Annotated in this window: 15 protein-coding genes, 1 tRNA gene and 2 pseudogenes; 9 read left to right on the top strand and 9 right to left on the bottom strand. The window is 68.0% G+C overall.

The features are described from left to right. From GXW76_RS17250 to GXW76_RS17225, 6 genes and pseudogenes are all read left to right on the top strand, one after another. Positions 1 to 391 (top strand): annotated as a pseudogene (locus GXW76_RS17250) (cysteine desulfurase); the annotation flags it as partial. A 17-nt stretch (positions 392 to 408) separates the two neighbouring features. Next, positions 409 to 1,626: a cysteine desulfurase family protein gene (locus tag GXW76_RS17245; RefSeq protein WP_211863336.1), complete on the top strand. Its 1,218-nt coding sequence runs from the start codon at positions 409 to 411 to the stop codon at positions 1,624 to 1,626. 2 nt (positions 1,627 to 1,628) lie between these two features. Continuing rightward, complete coding sequence (locus GXW76_RS17240) at positions 1,629 to 1,958, top strand: ferredoxin family 2Fe-2S iron-sulfur cluster binding protein (protein ID WP_211863333.1); 330 nt, start codon at positions 1,629 to 1,631, stop codon at positions 1,956 to 1,958. Positions 1,959 to 1,968: 10 nt separating this feature from the next. Next, complete coding sequence (locus tag GXW76_RS17235; RefSeq protein ID WP_211863332.1) at positions 1,969 to 2,670, top strand: TenA family protein; 702 nt, start codon at positions 1,969 to 1,971, stop codon at positions 2,668 to 2,670. A 43-nt stretch (positions 2,671 to 2,713) separates the two neighbouring features. Beyond that, positions 2,714 to 3,817, top strand: a complete 1,104-nt coding sequence (gene mnmA / locus GXW76_RS17230; protein WP_211863331.1) for a tRNA 2-thiouridine(34) synthase MnmA — start codon at positions 2,714 to 2,716, stop codon at positions 3,815 to 3,817. A 19-nt stretch (positions 3,818 to 3,836) separates the two neighbouring features. Continuing rightward, positions 3,837 to 3,913, top strand: a tRNA-Met gene (locus GXW76_RS17225). A gap of 270 nt (positions 3,914 to 4,183) precedes the next feature. Here GXW76_RS17225 and GXW76_RS17220 read toward each other — a convergent pair. From GXW76_RS17220 to GXW76_RS17185, 8 genes and pseudogenes are all read right to left on the bottom strand, one after another. Then, the gene (locus GXW76_RS17220) at positions 4,184 to 4,609 is read right to left on the bottom strand and encodes a hypothetical protein (protein ID WP_211863330.1); all 426 of its coding nucleotides are present in this window, start codon (positions 4,607 to 4,609) and stop codon (positions 4,184 to 4,186) included. 316 nt (positions 4,610 to 4,925) lie between these two features. Further along, positions 4,926 to 5,302: pseudogene (locus GXW76_RS17215) on the bottom strand (alpha/beta fold hydrolase); the annotation flags it as partial. A gap of 1,515 nt (positions 5,303 to 6,817) precedes the next feature. Further along, the gene (locus tag GXW76_RS17210; RefSeq protein WP_211863329.1) at positions 6,818 to 7,276 is read right to left on the bottom strand and encodes a hypothetical protein; all 459 of its coding nucleotides are present in this window, start codon (positions 7,274 to 7,276) and stop codon (positions 6,818 to 6,820) included. Between the two features lie 159 nt (positions 7,277 to 7,435). Next, on the bottom strand, positions 7,436 to 7,939 hold the full coding sequence (locus GXW76_RS17205) for a hypothetical protein (protein ID WP_211863328.1): 504 nt from the start codon (positions 7,937 to 7,939) through the stop codon (positions 7,436 to 7,438). 150 nt (positions 7,940 to 8,089) lie between these two features. Next, a complete protein-coding gene (locus GXW76_RS17200) occupies positions 8,090 to 8,566 on the bottom strand; it encodes a hypothetical protein (protein WP_211863327.1) in 477 nt (158 codons plus the stop codon). A gap of 55 nt (positions 8,567 to 8,621) precedes the next feature. Then, positions 8,622 to 9,326: a hypothetical protein gene (locus GXW76_RS17195; protein ID WP_211863326.1), complete on the bottom strand. Its 705-nt coding sequence runs from the start codon at positions 9,324 to 9,326 to the stop codon at positions 8,622 to 8,624. 119 nt (positions 9,327 to 9,445) lie between these two features. After that, positions 9,446 to 9,781, bottom strand: a complete 336-nt coding sequence (locus GXW76_RS17190; RefSeq protein ID WP_211863325.1) for a hypothetical protein — start codon at positions 9,779 to 9,781, stop codon at positions 9,446 to 9,448. 71 nt (positions 9,782 to 9,852) lie between these two features. After that, complete coding sequence (locus GXW76_RS17185; protein ID WP_211863324.1) at positions 9,853 to 12,306, bottom strand: virulence-associated E family protein; 2,454 nt, start codon at positions 12,304 to 12,306, stop codon at positions 9,853 to 9,855. 1,379 nt (positions 12,307 to 13,685) lie between these two features. Between GXW76_RS17185 and GXW76_RS17180 the strand changes: the two genes are divergently transcribed. Further along, positions 13,686 to 14,654, top strand: a complete 969-nt coding sequence (locus GXW76_RS17180; protein ID WP_211863323.1) for a hypothetical protein — start codon at positions 13,686 to 13,688, stop codon at positions 14,652 to 14,654. 529 nt (positions 14,655 to 15,183) lie between these two features. Here the strand turns inward: GXW76_RS17180 and GXW76_RS17175 are convergent. Then, a complete protein-coding gene (locus GXW76_RS17175) occupies positions 15,184 to 16,290 on the bottom strand; it encodes a toll/interleukin-1 receptor domain-containing protein (RefSeq protein WP_211863322.1) in 1,107 nt (368 codons plus the stop codon). A gap of 271 nt (positions 16,291 to 16,561) precedes the next feature. Here GXW76_RS17175 and GXW76_RS17170 point away from each other — a divergent pair, with 271 nt between their 5' ends. Continuing rightward, positions 16,562 to 16,813 (top strand): hypothetical protein, encoded by a 252-nt coding sequence (locus GXW76_RS17170; RefSeq protein WP_211863321.1) that lies wholly within the window; start codon positions 16,562 to 16,564, stop codon positions 16,811 to 16,813. Next, a complete protein-coding gene (locus GXW76_RS17165) occupies positions 16,813 to 17,049 on the top strand; it encodes a hypothetical protein (protein WP_211863320.1) in 237 nt (78 codons plus the stop codon). The genes GXW76_RS17170 and GXW76_RS17165 overlap by 1 nt, the downstream gene beginning before the upstream one ends. Positions 17,050 to 17,065: the final 16 nt, after the last annotated feature.

The following is a 17,065-nucleotide window of genomic DNA, read 5'->3' as shown; positions in this document are numbered from 1 at the left end:
GGCCGAGGCCGCGCGGCCCGAGCATGCCGCCCGCCTCGCCCCGCTGCGGGACGCGATCGAGGCCGGCATCGCCGCCGTCGCGCCCGAGGCCCGCTTCCCCGGCCGCGAGGCGCCGCGCCTGCCCAACACCACCTCCATCCTGCTGCCCGGGGTTGCGGCGGAGACGCAGGTGATTGCCCTGGATCTCGCCGGGGTGCGGGTTTCGGCCGGGGCGGCCTGTTCCTCGGGCAAGGTCGGCGCGAGCCACGTGCTGGCGGCGATGGGCCTCGGCGCGGATGCAGCCTGCGCGATCCGCGTCTCCCTGCCGTGGAACGCGCCGGCGGATGCCGCGGAGCGTTTCGTTGCCGCCTGGGCCGCCATGCGGGAACGGCTCTCCCGCCGGGCGGCGTGAGCGCCCATCTTGCCGCCATGACTGCCGCGCCGAACCGACCGATCTACCTCGACTGCCATGCGACGACGCCGGTGGATCCGCGCGTCCTCGCCGCCATGCGCCCCTGGTGGGAGGAGAATTTCGCCAATCCCGGCAGCGTGGAACACGTGATGGGCCGCGCCGCCGAGGACGCGGTGGAGGAGGCGCGCGGCCACGTCGCGGAACTGATCGGCGCCGACGCGAAGGAGATCGTGCTGACGTCCGGCGCGACGGAAGCGAACAACCTGGCGATCAAGGGCGCCGCGCGCTTTGCGCGCGCCCATCCGGAGCTGGGCTTCGCCGCGTCGCAGGGGACGGTCCGCCGCCGCATCGTCACCGTCGCGACCGAGCACAAATGCGTCCTCGAAAGCGTCCGGGCGCTGGCGGAGGAAGGCTTCGAGCCGGTCATCCTGCCGGTGGACGGGAACGGGCTGCTCGACCTCGATGCCCTTCGCGCGGCGGTGGACGAGCGGACGCTGCTCGTCTCCGTCATGGCGGTGAACAACGAGATCGGCGTGATCCAGGACCTCGCGGCGATCGGGGCGGTTGCGAAGGAAGCGGGCGCGCTGTTCCACACCGACGCGGCCCAGGCCGCGGGGCGCATCCCGCTCGATGTCGAGGAGATCCGCGCCGACCTCGTGTCGCTGTCGGGCCACAAGATCTACGGGCCGAAGGGGATCGGGGCGCTGTACGTGCGGCGCCGGCCGCGCGTGCGGATCGCGCCGCTCTTCTCGGGCGGCGGGCAGGAGAGGGGGCTGCGTTCAGGCACCTTGCCGGCGCCGCTCGTCGTCGGCTTCGGGGAGGCCGCGCGCATCGCCGCCATCGAGGGGATGCTCGATGCCGGGCGCATCGCGGGGCAGCGGGATCGCTTCCTCGCGGCGCTGACGGCAGCGGTGCCGGGCATCCTGATGAACGCCCCGGACGCGCCGCGCGTCACGGGCAACGTCAACATCGCCTTCCCCGGCGGGGTCTCGGCGCAGGACATCATGGCCGGTGCGCCGATGGTCTGCGTCTCGACCGGGTCGGCCTGCTCCTCGGCGGAGGTCGAGCCCTCCTACGTGCTCAGGGCCATTGGCCTGGACGACTCGCGGGCCCGGGCCACCTTGCGGATCGGCATCGGACGCTTTACCTCGCCCGGCGATGTGGACCAGGCCGCCGCCTTGTTGGCGGAGGCGTGGACCAGGGCGATTTCCGGAACAATCAGGGCGGCGGAGTAGAGATGCCGAAGATGGTATTCGTCGAGCGGGATGGGACGCGCAAGGAAGTGGATGCCCCGCTCGGGCTTTCGGTGCTCGAGATCGCGCACCGCCACGGCGTCGATATCGAAGGTGCCTGCGAGGGCTCGCTCGCCTGCTCGACCTGCCACGTGATCGTGGACGGGTCCTGGTTCCCCAAGCTCTCCTCCCCGACCGAGGACGAGGAGGACATGCTCGACCTGGCCTTCGACCTCCAGGAGACGAGCCGCCTCGGCTGCCAGATCATCATGACGGATAAGCTCGACGGGCTGGTGGTGAGGCTGCCGGCCGGGTCGCGCAACGCGCAGGGCTGAGATGATGGACATGGCTGCCCCGCGCTGGGAGACGGAATTCGGCATGCCGGGCGGCCTGTTCCGCCGGCTGCGCGCCGCCGCCGCCGACGCCTGGTCCGGCTACACCTGGCATCCCTTCGTGCAGGGCCTGTCGGACGGCACGCTGCCGCTGCCGTCCTTCCGCACCTACCTGATCCAGGACTACCTGTTCCTGATCCATTTCGCGCGCGCCAAGGCGCTGGCGGTGGTCAAGGGCGAGAGCCTGCAGGCGATGCGCGAGAAGGCCTTCGCGGTGCTCGCCATCCTCGACGAGACCAAGCTGCACCTGAAGTATTGCGCCGGGTGGGGGCTGTCCGAGGGCGACGTCATCGCCACGCCGGAGAGCGCGGAGACCGTGTCCTACACCCGCTGGGTGCTCGACCGCGGCCTGCACGGGGACATCCTGGACCTCGAGATCGCGCTCGCGCCCTGCACCGTGGGGTATGGGGAGGTGGCGCTGCGCATCCTCGCCGACCCGGCGCGCAGGGGGGAGGACAACGCCTACCAATCCTGGATCGACACCTACGCGGCCGAGGACTACCAGACGCTCGCGCGTTCCGCCGCGGCGCGGATCGACGCACTGGGCGTCTCCCATGGCGGCGAGGCGCGCTTCGCGCGGCTGGCGGCGGACTTCGCGGAGGCCGCGCGGCTCGAGCAGCGCTTCTGGCAGCAGGGGCTGGACTCGAACCGATGACGTCTCCGGCGCAGCCGTCATGGGGACCCCGGGGCGCGGCGCGATGAGGATCCTCGTCGCCATGTCGGGCGGCGTCGATTCCAGCGTGGTCGCGGGCCTGCTGGCCGAGGAAGGCCACGAGGTCGTCGGCGCCACGCTGCAGCTCTACGACCACGGCGCGGCGGTGCAGAAGAAGGGCGCCTGCTGCGCCGGGCAGGACATCCACGACGCGCGCAACGTCGCGGACCGCCTCGGCATCCCGCACTACGTGCTGGACCGCGAGCAGGTGTTCCGCCGCGAGGTGATCGGCGACTTCGCCGACACCTATGCCCGCGGCGAGACGCCGGTGCCCTGCATCCGCTGCAACCAGACGGTGAAGTTCCGCGACCTGGTGGCGCTCGCCCGCGACCTCGGCTGCGAGGCGCTGGCGACCGGCCACTACGCCCGCCGCGTGGCCGGGCCGCAGGGGGCCGAACTGCACCGCGCGGCCGATACGGCCCGGGACCAGTCCTACTTCCTGGCGGCGACGACGCAGGACCAGTTGGAATTCGCGCGCTTCCCCCTCGGCGGCTTCCCGGACAAGGCGGCGGTGCGCGCGGTCGCCGCGCGATTCGGCCTGCCGGTCGCGGAGAAGCCCGACAGCCAGGACATCTGCTTCGTGCCGGAAGGCCGCTACGATTCGCTGGTGGCGAAGCTGCGCCCGGACGCGGTGGCGGCCGGCGAGGTGGTACATGCCGACGGCCGCGTGCTGGGCGGGCACGAGGGCATCGCCCGCTTCACTGTCGGGCAGGGCAGGGGGCTCGGCACGGCGTCCTGGGATGGGCAGGAGAAGCTCTACGTCGCGGGCGTGGACCCGTCCCGCCGCCGCGTGGTGGTGGCGCCGCGCGGGGCGCTGGAATCGACCGAGGCCGAGGCGGGCGAGGTGAACTGGCTGATCGAGCCACCCGTCGCGCCCTTCCGCTGCGCGGTGAAGCTCCGGGCGCGGGAGGTGCCGCGTGCGGCGACGGTCGCCTGGGATGCCGCGGCCAGGCTGGCGCGGGTGACGCTGGACGAGCCCGGAATCGTGGCGCCCGGCCAAGCCTGCGTCATGTATGATGGTGACCGCGTCCTGGGCGGCGGGTTCCTGCGCGCAGCGGGATCGGTTGACAGCACGCGGGCGGCAGCCTAACTCGCGGCCCTCGTTGGATGGCGGCGTAGCTCAGCTGGTTAGAGCACGGCACTCATAATGCCGGGGTCAGCGGTTCAAGTCCGCTCGCCGCTACCATCCGGACCGCCGGGGGCAACTCGGGGGCAATTTCTGCAACAGACGCTAAACGATCGGTCTCGGGGCCTGCCATCGAGGGCCACGGCGCGCATCCAGTTGGTCCCGGTGCCGGCCGTCGAGGGCGATGGCGCCCATCCGGCCTCTCCCTGCCCACGTCCTTGCATCCGGACCATATGCCGTCGCCCTCAGGCACATCGGCCGCTACTACCTAGCGGCCGAGGCGGGAGGCCCACGGACGGGCCTCCCCGTGGCGCGAGCGAGGCTATGGCGTCAGAAGCCTCGGTGCATGCGGCGCTGAATGTCACGCTTCATGCGGCGTTGCTGCGCCGCCCCCATCTCGGGCTCGGGCTTGGCTGTGGCTTCAGCAATGGCTTCAAGATACATTTGATCATAGTTCCGACGCACCTGCTCGGGTGTGAACTCGGCAGGGGCGATGTGATCGCGGTAGCGGCAGCGGCGGCCGTCTCGCTCGTTCCGGGCGCCCTTGGGAATATACCAACCGGAAGGCTCCCGCTCGATGCGCCAGCCCTCATGGGTGATGGCCTCGGCAGGCGGCGGCTGGGGTTGAGGCTGCGGCTCCTGCTGTAGCTGCTTCTCGCCACGGACGCGGGCAAGCATATCCAGTAACAGCTGTTCCTTGGCGCGGACGCGGGCAAGCGCGTTCATCAACGCGTCGGCTTGAATGTCGTCAGACATCCACAGTCTCCATGGGTTGATGGGGAGTGCGGGATGTCTGACGCCGGCAACAGACATTCCACAGTCCCCAAGGATTGATGTTGGGGATGTGGACGTCCGTTTCGCCACAACGCTGCGGCGCACCTCGCCGCAGCCATGGCGTGCCTCGATTCGGGTCGGAGCAGCAAGAGGGAATTGTCGCTTGCCCCTCGCTTGCTCCTGGACGAATTCCCTATCGTCCGGGGCGCGACGAGCCGCGCCAAATCACCGCGTTAGGAATCCTGTGCTCTATCCTGCTGAGCTACGGGGACCCACCGGAAGCTCCTATACCACGCGCTCAGCGCCGCCGGAACCGCTCCACCGCCGAGACCAGCGCCGTCCGCACCCCCGGCTCCAGCGCCGAGCGCCCGGCATCCGGGACCACGGTCAGCCGCGCCCCTGGCGAGGCCGCCGCGAGTTCGAAGGCGTCTCGGGCGGGCAGGCCATGTCGTAGCGCCCCTGCACGATCTCCGCCGGGATGTTCGCGATGCGGCCGATGCGGCCGAGCAGTCCTTCCTCCGGCAGGAACAGGTCATGCGCGAAGTAATGCGCCTCGATCCGCGCCAGCCCGGGCGCGGACCGATCCTGCGCGAAGCTCGCCACCGTCTCGGGGGAAGGCAGCAGGGTCGAGCACGATCCCTCGTACTGGCTCCAGGCCCGCGCCGCCGGCAGGTGCGGGAAACCCAGGCAGGAGGCCAGCCTGCGGCCATATCCACGCGCATTCATGGCGATCTCCTTCGGCAGGGAGCCACTTGGTGCCGTCAATCGGTTCGGGCCAACCGACCATCCGCCAACGCCCTTACCTCTAGGTTCATGGGCGGCAACGGACTCCCGAACCACCCAGCTGCCGGGAGGGCCAACCGATCCGCGCCGCCCGCCTTCGAGATGACGGCCGGCTTCACGCCAGGGCTGGACAGCGAACGGAGTACGGAAGGCAACGGCGCGTAGTCGGGCTGAGCGTCGGGCGCGTGGCCGCTACTGTGCGCGCGTTTCACCCTGATTGAGTATCCGCTGCTCGCGTAGCGCTTCTTGCCGCCCCTCGTTCCGACGCTGCTCCTGCTCGCGCAACTGCTCTGGTGTAAGCGTCGCATCGCCAACGACCGAAGGCGTGAACACCATCAACCCAGCTGCCGCCGGCGGAGCGGCAATGCGTCCTGACGGCCCTAGCCGATTGACAATACCCGGACCGTGTTCGAGGAGGCTGGCGCCTGTCTCCGCTACACGTTCCTCCGCGTGCGGGGTGGAGTCGCGTTGAGTGACGACATCTCGCAGACGGCGTAAGCGCTCTTGTTCTGCGGCGCGGGTCGTTGCGTCGGGGACAAGACGACCCGACGGAACCGCAGGCACGGGGGCGCGGACCTGCGGCCCGGGTGCTTGTGTCCGATCAAACCCCGACGGGGGCTGCTGTAGTAGCGCGCGTCCGTCAGGAGGCGAGGCGGGGAGGCGTGGCCCTTCCGGCCGAGATGCATCCGGTTGGCGAGCGGTCGGGGCCCGCGTGGGTTCGCGCGTCCCAACTTCGGCAGAGGGTGAAGCAGAATGCACGGAAGGCGCTGGGGATCGCACTTGCGGACCAACAGACCGAGTCGGATCGAAACCCGCCGGCGGTGTCCGTAGGAGCGCGCGACCATCAGGTGGCGATGCCGGTATCGTTGGGGCTACCTCCCGAGCCGGTGCCGGACTGCTGGGGCGGCTCGCCGGCGCCCGCGGTGCTGGCGACTCTCGGGCACCGAGGTCGCGACTCGGTCTCTCGCGGGCTTCACGTTGGTTGTCCCTGTAAATCTCCATCCTGCTGTCGCGCGCCAGAGCCGAAGTCGAGATTAAAGGCGTCGCCAGGACGATGACCAGTATCGCCAGACATTCGGCAGACGCCTTTGTCATCTGTCTTCCTCGCGAACGTTCCTCTTTTTCAAATTGGTTGCGAAAGCGGGCGTTTCAAGGGGCTGCGCTCTAAGCGCGGGCGGGTCTTCGTAGTGCGCCACGGCGTGGCGGCGGCCGCCTCGCGCCATTCACAACACAACAATGAACGATCACCCCGTGGCACGATCCGTTGCAGAACTTGAAGGTGTAAGGCGCGAACGCCCCTCAGCCGGCACCACCGTCAGCCGCGCGCCCGGCCAGGGGAATTGCCCCCGGCTGACCCCTGGCTGAACCCCGAGAGGGTAACTTCCCGCGCCGCCGGGCCATGGTCTTCTACCGGTTGGCGGCGTAGCGCTCGCGCTCTCTGGCGGCAATTCGCTCTCGATTTGCCTCACGATACCCGGCCTTGCGAGCCAGAATCGTATCGCGGTTGGCCTCGCGGTAACGCCGATCAGCAGCGGCCCTCGTCGCTCGTTTGTCGTCGTCGGTCACGGCGGAATGTTCCAGGTTGTGGCAGCTCTGACATAGGAACTGCACGTCAAGCGGCCTCGCGTAATCGGCGTGGTGGGCGTGCGGGTTCGGCCCGCCGCACCGCTCGCAGGCGTCGGGCCGAACCAGCTTCCCCGACCTGATGGCGCGATGTACGGCGGCATGGGTGCGACGCGCATCGGGGTTGTCGGCCCTGAATCTGCGCTGCTTCGCCAGGGCGGCATCCCTGTGGGCCGCATAGTGTGCGCGCTTCCAAGCATTCTTCTTCGCGCGGCGCGCGGCCGTCTTCTCGTCCTCAGTCATGGCCACATACCCATGGCGGCGTCCCGCTGCCCGCGTCCTGCGTCGGGGAGGGGTGCGGGACGGCGTCTGATATGCCGGACGCTACCCTCCTCATGGCGACGCGCACCAGAGGGGCCTCGGCGGGCGTCCCCGTGGGATGGAGGGATCGCTGCCTCGGGGTCATGGCTTCGCTTCTCTGTCGATGGTCGCGGGCGCATCGTCCCGGCCGTTGTGCGGAATATAGATCGTGATCTCGGGCGCAGACCCGGCGGGGATTGCGCCTCGACCGGCGGGCAATTCCCCCTCGCCTGCCACCATGGGCAGGCTGAATGCCTTCTCAAGCATCGCGTGCAGCTTCTCGCGCTGCTCCAGCAGGTGCGCTTCCCACGTCGCCAGGGACCAGCCTTTGCCGAGCCATGCCACGTCGCCCTGCTCAGGCTTCCCGTCGCGCATGCGCCGATAGGCGGCGTGCGATGCCTCCCAGTCGGCCAGCATGTCGAGCGCGGCCTTCCGCTGCTTCGCCTGAATATCGACCAGCAGGGCCGCGATGCGCTCCACCACATCGGGCGGGGCTTCCTGATCGGGATCGACAACCATCGAGACGGCGAGGCGCCGCGCGACCTCCTGCCGCACTTCATGCACGATGTCGAAGCGCCACCCCTTCTCGCTGGCCCGCTGCTTCACCTCGGCCGTCCGCAGGCCGTGGCATGCGGGCCAGGACTGAGACAGGCAGGAGGCCCGTCCGATAAGCGCGCTCGATGGCGTCCCAATTCGGCGCCGCAGGGGCCGCCGGCAGGATCTCGACCGTCGCCGGCTTCGTGGAACGGGGCGTCATCAGTGGGAGCCATTCTGTGGCCGCTGTTCCTCCTGGCGTGCCCGCCGCGCCGCCGCGATGATCCGGGTCTCTAGCTCAAGCTGCAACATGACGTAGCCGAGCATGGTCTCGCAGGTGTCCAGGGTAGTGAACACGTGGTCTCGTAGGTCCTGATCCGGGCCGGGCGGGACCAGGAGGCGCACCTCAGTTCCATACGCGTCGGTCGTGGCCGTATGGTCAGCCGCCTGGGGGTGGAACTGCTGAGCCAGCTTGAGGCGTGCCAGCCCACCTATGACCTTCCCGACTTGGGCCATGGCCTCGATGATCTGGGTCCGCGCCCGGCCGTCGCGCAGGGAGGATGCGTGCCGGTCCTTCATCAGCACGGAGGCAAGGCGCATGTTGAACGCGGCATCTTCGGCCGCCTCGCACAGCGCCTTGAACTCGGGGGCCGCCGACATTTCGGTGAGGTGCTGTGCGATCTCGTCGGTGTAGTTCACCGGTCATTCTCTTTGCGGTATATTGTGGACGCGACTAGGTCGCGGGGTTTGCCCATCAGGCGAGGTCACCCAGCGCGGCGCGCTTCCGCGCGGCGGCCAGCGCCAGGATGGCAATCTCCTCCCGGCGCCACTGTCGGGGCTTCCGGAATGTGTGCCGGGGTGGCGGCGGGGCGGTGTGGGGCTCGATGCCCGGCGCCCAGCGGACGGGCCGCAGCGGGGCGCCGCGCCAGCTCGGCCGGTAGTGGTTGAGGCTCCGGGTGAAGTCGGGCCGCAGGGCCGTCCCGTGGCCCCACGCCGTCGCCCAGCCCACGTAATCGCGGAATAGGTCAGTCAGGGACAGGCCGCCGGCCTCGCCCGGCCGCAGCGCCGTCACCCGCCCGGACTGGAAGTAACGCACACAGGACAGCGCGCCGTTGATGCCCCCGGACAGGTCGTATGTCTTGCCGCCGATGGGCGGGATCTCCTCGGCCCACTGATCGGCCGCGCCCCGCAGCCGGTAGAAGGCGTGCCGCATGTCGTCGGGCTCAGCGTCGGGGTAGGTGTCGAAGGTCCGGGTCGCCCACTTCCGCCAGTCCACCTGCGGCCAGTCGGCGCCGTCGAACTGGCACAGGCCCCAGCCGCCGCAGTGACGGCGGAGGCGGTCACTCATGGGGCTGAACACGGGCAGCCGGCCCGTCTCCCGCACGATGTCCGCGAGCATGCGGTCTGCGATCTCGCGGCCGAGGGGCGTGGGTGTCGGACGGAGGTATGGGAAGCTCATGGCGGGCGGGCCTCCTGGGTCAGAGGATCGGAGAGTGCATCTGGAGCCCCGGCACGCCCGAGGCGCGGCCTCCGGGGCCGGGGTCGGTCTGCGGGGACGGCTGGCAGACAGCATCGAGATCAGTCCGCATAGGGCGTGACGCCATCGGCCCAGCGGACGGCGCGGACGCTGACCGGGTTTCCTTCACGCTGATCCTTCCGGGCGCGCCTGATGGTCCATTCCGGATGACGGGCCGTGATGTAGAGGCCGAAGCCCACCGCGCTTCCGACCACAGGGAAGCCCTGCTTCGATGCCCAATTCACGTAATCGAGGTAGAATTCGGACGAGGGGGTGCCGCCCTTCTCACCCTCGGGCAGGGGCACGAGGCGCCCGGCGTCGAAGTAGCCCTTCACGCCTTCCGCGATCCTGACCTTGACCTGTTCGAGGGTGAGTGAGACCTTGATTGCTGCGTTCACTAGTTTTTCTTTCGATATCGAAATGTCGTAGTCCGTGCGAATCCGCTCGGACCATCCGGGCAGTCAACTCTTCAATATTTCTCGCGCTTCTTCTGGGCGACTTCGGGCAGGTCCCACCCATCGGGCGGCGCCCATTCGCCGGGCCAGTTGTCGGGCGCCTTGTAGCCCTTCTCAGCCGCGCCCTTCTTCTTCGGGTCGGTCTCCATCGGGAGCCGCACAGCCTGCCGCTTCCAGCCCATTCGCAGCATGATGGCGCTGATGCGTTTCTGGTTCGACTTAGTGTGTTGCGCTTCGTTCAGTTGGAGCGCGTTCACCAGGATGTCGCGCGCCGTGGTCTCGCGCTTCTGTTCTTGCAACATGTGATTGGCGATGGCGCCCTGCCATGGGTCCTCGCGCTGACGCTGCGTGGCCTCGGCCTCCTGTAGCTCTTCAAGCTCTGGCGGAAGCCACCACTCCTCGCCCGCGTTGAAGCGGTGCGCGGCCTCGGCCCACAGCTGGTCGCGCGCGGCGGCGAACGCGGCGAGATCCACCTTCCGCCCCTTCTCCCAGCCAACGGCGCACTCGACCATCCAGAAGCGCCGCGCGCCGGTCTCGTCGCCCAGGTAGTCGCTGGTGTGGTTCAGGGTCCCGGCGAAGACGCAGCGCCGAGGGTGGACCGCGAGCCGCCGGTCATAAGCGGCCCGGTAGCGGTCGGCCGTGATCGTGAGGAACGCCTTGATGCGGGATTCTTCCGCGCTGCGCAGGGCGTCGAACTCCGCAAACTCAAGGCCCCAGATGCCGCGAAGCTGGGCGTTGGCGTCCTTGTCGCGAAGGTCCGGAATCTGGTCGGTAAAATGTTCATCACCGAACAGGATTCGCAGCGTCGTTGACTTACGGATGCCCTGCGGACCTTCCAGCACAAGCACCGTGTCCACCTTGCAGCCGGGCCGCATGGCGCGGGCGACGGCCGAGATCAGCCACTTCCTTGCGTATGCCCGGTGAAGTTCGCTGTCCTCGACGCCAAGGAAGTCCGTTAGCCAAGTGTCGATGCGCGGCGTGCCGTTCCAGCTGAGGCGGCGCAGATAGTCCGCGACTGGATCGAAGCGGTTTTCGCGCGCCAGCTTCTCGATGGCGAGTGCCGTCAGATTCTTGGTGGCCCAGCTATAGAGCGGGAGCCGCTGGAGCTTGATGGTCGCGTCGCCATCGTCGGCGTCGGTCCAGGCGCGCGGCTTCCACTCGCCGGGCGGGTCCCATTCGGGCCGATCCAAAAGCGTGATGTCGCCCGAGAACAGGTTGAGGCCCACCTTCGGGAATTCAGGCCCCGACAGCACGCCGAGAAGGTTCGCCTCACTACGCACAATGGCGCCCTTGCCGGTCAGGATCAGCCCCGGCGCCTTCGCTTCATGCGCCCAACGCTGCAGCTGCTTCCAGCCCAGCAGGTCGAACGGCGACGTGATCAGCCGCGCCCAGCGGTCGGCGCATTCCTTCGCGCGCTCCTTCGAGGTCAGGCGCGCGATTTCGTCGAGGGCGCCACCTTCGCGAAGCTCCTCTTCGGTCTTGGCTGCATACCACTCGATCAAGAGCAGCAACCCTTCGGGGCGCCGATCCGTCGCGTTATGAATGGCGCCCGCGACCTTGAGCCAATCGGGCTGCCCCTCGTCGTGGGTAGAGTAGGCGTAGGGGATGGCGCGCAGCGCCTCGCGCACCAGCGCGTCGTTGGGCGCGCGGGCGCCCTCTCGCTGCCCTCCCGTGGACGAGGAGGCATGACGGGGGGACGATGCCCGGAGCGCCGCGACGACCGCGCCGAGGTCCGCGATGTCCGTGCCGCCGCTGCGGACGATCCGGCACATAACGGGCTCGCCCTTGGTGTGCCAGGAGCCCGGCCAGGGGATCGGGTGGACGGCGTTGGTGCTGGAATCGTCGCCCCCCGCCAGCTTGCCCGCGAGGTTCCTCGCCTCGCGGAGCAGTTCCTTGTCGGCGTCGGTGACGGCGGGGGAAGCGAGACGCCAGTAGGCGTGGGTCTTGGGATGGCCAGCGTCGGTGGTGCCGCCTGAATGCACGACGAGTGTCGCCGCGCCGAGCATTTTCTCAAGGCGGGCTAGGGCCTCCGGGGGGTTGCGGTCATCGAGATCGACCTGGATCGCGAGGCCCGCAGCGAGATTGGCCTTATCCGCCCCCTTCGCGCGGACGCCCTGCGTCTTGAACGTCGCGACGGGCGGGCAGAACACCATGCCGGGCCAAGGCGCGTTGGCCGCCTCCTCTGCCATCGCAAGGACGCGCTTGATGACGCGATCAAGGTCCGAGACCGGGAGCCAGCCCCCAAGGCTCTTCCCGCGCGCCTTCTCATAGGCCGCGCGCTGCTCGACGGTCCAAGCAGCCGCGGCCTTTGGATCGAAGTTGTTGGTGCGGGCCTGGAGGTTCACCCAGGTATCGGCCGGGGCGTGTTCAAACATGACGCGGCAGAACTCGGCCAGCTGCGCGCCGTCGATGGGCAATCCCCCCGGCGGAGCCGAGGAAGAATTCGAGAACTGGGAGCCGTCAGGCATTGTGGCCTCAGACCGGGGCCTCACCTGGACGCGCGACATCTTATGGCGGGACTGATCGTGTGCTTTAATATCGGCTGTACCGCCCGATACGAAAGCGCCGCCTCAGTCTCGCCGGTTCAGGGTCGCACCCCTGGATCGGCGAAATTGTGTCGGGGGTTCCAGCGTGGTCATCCACGCCAAAGCGGCCACCACGCCGCGTCCCCATCCGGTCTGAGTTCCAGTTCCCAGTGCAGGGTCTCTGCACCCACGCAGATAAGCACGGCTATGGCGGGAGACACAAGGTATGGCGTGCAGGCGTGCCGCATGGCACCAGGGCTAGTGGGGCGGGGCGGGTGCGCCAGGGCGCCGAGAGGCACCTCTGCCTGGGTGGGCTGGGGGCGTCGCGGTTACGGGGTTACGCCCACCGAGGAGGGGGCGATAGGCCCAGAGGCCCGGTCGGACGCGGGGTGTGGCATGGCGAACAGCAGTTCCCCAGGCGGCTTGTAACCGTAACCACGGGCACCCGGAGATTTTTAGAGTGACAGGGTGACCCCCATATCTATCAACCGGAGGTATATAACGCTCCGGTTGAGACCACCCCCCTCTATCTCTCTCCAGCCTCCCTAGGAGTTACAAAGGTTACAAGGTTACAAAGGGGTGAGAGGCCCGGAGAGACGGGGCCTGTGGCTGTAACCGTAGAGGTTGCCCCTCCGGTTACAACGGTTACGGCAGGGCGCGGCAGATGATCGGCGCTCCTCCTCGGGCATCCATGGCACCTTCTGGCTGCGCGTATTTGCGCGCGGCACGGCCGGCACGTCAGATTGCCCTTCGGCCGCAGGCCGGCAGGTCGTGCGCGTGTTCGCGCGGAGTGCTGGTATGCAGTTACCGCATCGCCGGGATCTTCCCGCCCTATCCATTGCCGTGCTCCCCTCGCACGGCCATGCACACGCGCGCGAGCCTCGATCAGCAGCTATTCCGCCGGGGCCAGCCGAAGCCCCCGCCGCTGCCTGCTGACTTCGGGCATTACCGGACCCGGTTCGATGCCGCCGACACCGAATGGCTGATCGCGGAGGCTCTGCGCCGGGGCCTCTCGGTACAGCAGGTCATCCGCGAATGCGTTGCCCGCGCCCGTGTGGGGGCTTGCTCCCCAGCCCCCATGGCGCCCGAGGTTCCGAAGGAACCCTAGCCACATCCTCGATACATCGCCGGGTGCATCGGCGCCCCCGCCTTGCTCGACAGGCCCCGTTCGGCGCCGTGGTCGCGCCGCTGCATCCGTGCGCGGATCGCGCGCCACGGTCTCATTTATGGGAAGAATCTCGTCTTAATTGACATTTCGTTTCGTTTGTGATACAGTATCCTCGCGTGAGATGCACGCGCGATCCCAGGAGGTGATCCCCTCAATGACCCGTCCCGCCCTCGCCCTATCCGCCCGACAGGAAATGGTCGCGAGCCTTCGCACCTCGTCCCGTGGCGTGTTCCAGACTGACGAAGCAGACCGCGACGACGAGGATCGGGAAGACGAGGCCCCGGCGTGGCGCGAGGGGCATCCCGACGCCCCCAATGCCGGCGGCGGGTCCGAGTTCCGCCAGGATGAAGCGCCGGCCGCGCCGGCCTCGGCCCGTGATGCCCGCGCCGCGATGATCGAGAGCATGCGCGGCCCCAGCCCCCCGAAGCGGAAGGACGGGGCAGGGGCCTCGGCCCGCGAAGACCGCGCCGCCATGATCGGCGGCATGCAGTCCGCCCCGCCGCCCGCGACGCGCGAAGACGGCGCGATAGTGGGCGCCGTCGATGCCCGCGCCGCGATGTTGGCGAGCATGAAGCCCGCGACGGGCGGGCGCCGCGCCGATGGCATTCAGAATGCCGGCCCCTACCCGTCCAAGTCCTCCGAACCGGAGGGCGGCACCAACACGGTTCGCGCCTCGGACGAGGTCGTGGCCTATTGGGAGCGCCTGTCGATCCAGCAGCGGCGCGTTCAGGAGACCCGCACGGCCGAGGCCATGCGCCAGCTCCTCGTCCGCAAGGGGCGCCGCGAGTTCCCGCTCGTCCCGGTGCTGCTCGACGGCCGGCGGCTTTCGGTCGGCGTGCTCGATGACGCCTTGGCCTACCTGCGCCTTGAGCTGCACCGCATGGGCAAGCCCGGCCCCGGCCCACACTTCGACCCGCTCGACTTCCTGCTAGACGCCGTGGTTCGCGTCATCGCCGCGCGCAAGCGCAGCGGCACCACGCCCGCCGAGGGGCCGGCGAACCGCTGGCAGTGGGAGGAGAACCTTCGCGAGGATCTCCGCCAGGATCGGCGGGCGCTTTCCATCGACTTCCGGACGCTCGCCGCGCCACTGATCCTCGCCAGCCCTCGCGCCCCGCAAGTCTGACGGGGGCGCGGTCATGTTCGGCGCCGCCACGGCCGTTCTCGCCCTCATATGGCTGATCGCATTCCTGGGCTGGGCATTCCCTGGGCACTCTTGGAACTCGCTCGCAGCGTTGACGCGCTTGGTGGCGCAGCCACGGCGCACGCCCTGGCGATAGCCAGCCCCCCGCACGGAGCCGGCGGCGCGCTGAGTTTGATTCCGGGCCCAGCATGGGACGGCGCCCACATCACGCCGTTCCGTAGCCCCGTGTTGGGTCAGGTGGTGCGGGAGGGGCGGGCCATCCCCCTCCCGCGCCGATGATGCAGGCCCCGGCAGGGACACCTGGGGCCTGTAGAGGCGGGCAGGTGGTGGGATTCAGGCTCTGGGACCACCTGCCCGCCCGCTTCTCTGCGGTATGGAATTGCCCTTCAACGCGAGCGCCGGCGAGGTCCCTCGGGTGTCCGTCGCTATAGGCATAGCGGCTGCGGCATCAGACGCCGACGACACCACCCGCATCGCCTTGGCGCGTTGGCACACGCCCCCGCTGCGCCAGTCACGCGATCCGAAGTCGTCGCAAGAGCTTAGCGAGGATGTCTTCATATTCCTGGGGCTTCGAGAAGTCTGCATACAGCTTGCCCTTTAGAAACTCCGGCAACTCACAGTCCTCATAGAGCAACGGCAGCACGACAACCTCTCCTGTGGATATCTCTCGGTTCATAGCGATGTCTAGCTCCTTCTTCACCCAAGGAGCGTTGATCGACTTCTTCGACAGAACGACGGCAATGAAGCGGCTGAGCTTTATCCCCTCTTCAATCTTAGCGATCAGCGAGTCTCCGATGTTGATCTCGGCCTCGTCCAGCCACACGTGTTCCACGCCACGGGCGAGGAGGTCCCTGCGCAGTTGGCGTACGAAGGGCTTGTCGGTGCCGGTGTGACTCAGGAAGATGCCGTGGTACTTCTCGTGCACGGGATCAGGCTTTTCCACCGCAAGACTGTCGCGGACGAGCTGATTCTCAGCCTCCTGCGATGTTGGTGGTGTCAGCAGCCAGCCCTTCGTGGCCCCGAGCGTCACTTGTCCGCCCAGGCTGTAGCCCTCCGGGGTCGCGGCGATCGAGGCGTAGCCTTCGCTCTCGCCGGGATCGGACAAGCACAGCGTCCAGCCGCCGGTTCGGGACAGCACATCGAAATAGCGTGCAAAAGGGGTATCTGAACCGACTAATCCGAACCTGCGCCCCTTCTTCACGAGAAGCCCCGAGCGCTTCACGAAGCTCGTCGCCTTCGGTGTCACAAATCCGAGATGGGTCTCGCGATAGCCGAAGAAGTTCATCCGCTTTGGCTCGGATAGGCACCAGACAACTGTCGCGCCGTCCGCGATAGCCGCCTCCATTTCCTTGCACCGATCCTCGCTGTCGAACGCGGAATCGAGGTCGTAGCGGTCGTTCTGCCTCTTCAGCTTGCCTAGCTCATTTGGCTCGTTCGAGAACTCGCCCGCCTTGCCGAACAAGAAGTGCGTATAGCTCGCCGGGTTGATGATGATCGTGTCATATTCATAAAGGGGATACGCGGCCCGTCCATGGTCTACTTCGGGCCGGCATAGGCCGAGGTTATCAATCTCAACACCCTCGATCGCATCTCCGGTGTAGGTCACCCCGACCGTCAACACTCTTCTCATTCGTCGTCCCCTTCTGCTGCCAGTTCGGCGGTTGCCGGCGGCATTACGTACATGGCCTCTGATGCATCATGACTGCGCCGATCAACGTCTGGAACCTCGATAAACCAGGGGGCGTTTGTATACGGAATACGCAACTCGGCTCAATCCGCAGCGTCCATCATAATATCAGTGCTCCGATCTACCGCGCGATACATTGTATCGTGACTTTAGTCATGTTTCGATTCGAAAGCGTAATTAACTCTCGCTGGAGATCGAATACATGAACCAGCCCCGCCTTCTCATCGTGGATCGCCCCCAGGGCTCCCGCGTCTACCGCAACCGCCATGGCGCCCTGCTGGGCATCGCGACGCCTCGGCCCGATGGCCGATGGGACACGGCGACGGCGGCGGATCGCGCGCTGTTCACCTATCGGAACATCGAGGATTTCGAGGCGCACATCCTGCGTCTTGCCTCCCGGCCCGCGCGCGTCCCGACCGGCCTCATGATTGAACTGATGGCTGAGGCGCGGTGATGTGCCGGCACGCGATCCTCTCTGCCGCCCTCCGCTTCTCAGACGATGGCGACTTCGAGCTTCTGTCCGACGCCGACACCATCGCGACCTTCGACAGCTTCGACGCGGCGAGCGCCGAGATTGACCGGATGCTCGCGGCTGGCGAGATCGTCGAGGAACTCGACGGCACTGGCTACTTCACCGCCGACAACGGGCGGCATGTCTGGATCGAGCCGATCCTGGAGGAAGCGCGGTGAGCGGGAAGCTGACGCC

The organism is Neoroseomonas soli, from assembly GCF_018129065.1.
Classification (GTDB): domain Bacteria; phylum Pseudomonadota; class Alphaproteobacteria; order Acetobacterales; family Acetobacteraceae; genus Neoroseomonas; species Neoroseomonas soli.
Note: the sequence above shows the minus strand (reverse complement) of the source record. Positions and strands in the feature narration are given on the sequence as shown.

Excerpts from the sequence above, each read along its gene's own strand:
- GXW76_RS17210 (WP_211863329.1), bottom strand. The coding sequence starts at position 7,276 with ATGACTGAGGACGAGAAGACGGCCGCGCGCCGCGCGAAGAAGAATGCT.
- GXW76_RS17180 (WP_211863323.1), top strand. The coding sequence starts at position 13,686 with ATGACCCGTCCCGCCCTCGCCCTATCCGCCCGACAGGAAATGGTCGCG.
- GXW76_RS17235 (WP_211863332.1), top strand. The coding sequence starts at position 1,969 with ATGGCTGCCCCGCGCTGGGAGACGGAATTCGGCATGCCGGGCGGCCTG.
- GXW76_RS17245 (WP_211863336.1), top strand. The coding sequence starts at position 409 with ATGACTGCCGCGCCGAACCGACCGATCTACCTCGACTGCCATGCGACG.
- GXW76_RS17165 (WP_211863320.1), top strand. The coding sequence starts at position 16,813 with ATGTGCCGGCACGCGATCCTCTCTGCCGCCCTCCGCTTCTCAGACGAT.
- GXW76_RS17185 (WP_211863324.1), bottom strand. The coding sequence starts at position 12,306 with ATGCCTGACGGCTCCCAGTTCTCGAATTCTTCCTCGGCTCCGCCGGGG.
- GXW76_RS17195 (WP_211863326.1), bottom strand. The coding sequence starts at position 9,326 with ATGAGCTTCCCATACCTCCGTCCGACACCCACGCCCCTCGGCCGCGAG.
- GXW76_RS17220 (WP_211863330.1), bottom strand. The coding sequence starts at position 4,609 with ATGTCTGACGACATTCAAGCCGACGCGTTGATGAACGCGCTTGCCCGC.
- GXW76_RS17170 (WP_211863321.1), top strand. The coding sequence starts at position 16,562 with ATGAACCAGCCCCGCCTTCTCATCGTGGATCGCCCCCAGGGCTCCCGC.
- GXW76_RS17240 (WP_211863333.1), top strand. The coding sequence starts at position 1,629 with ATGCCGAAGATGGTATTCGTCGAGCGGGATGGGACGCGCAAGGAAGTG.
- mnmA (WP_211863331.1), top strand. The coding sequence starts at position 2,714 with ATGAGGATCCTCGTCGCCATGTCGGGCGGCGTCGATTCCAGCGTGGTC.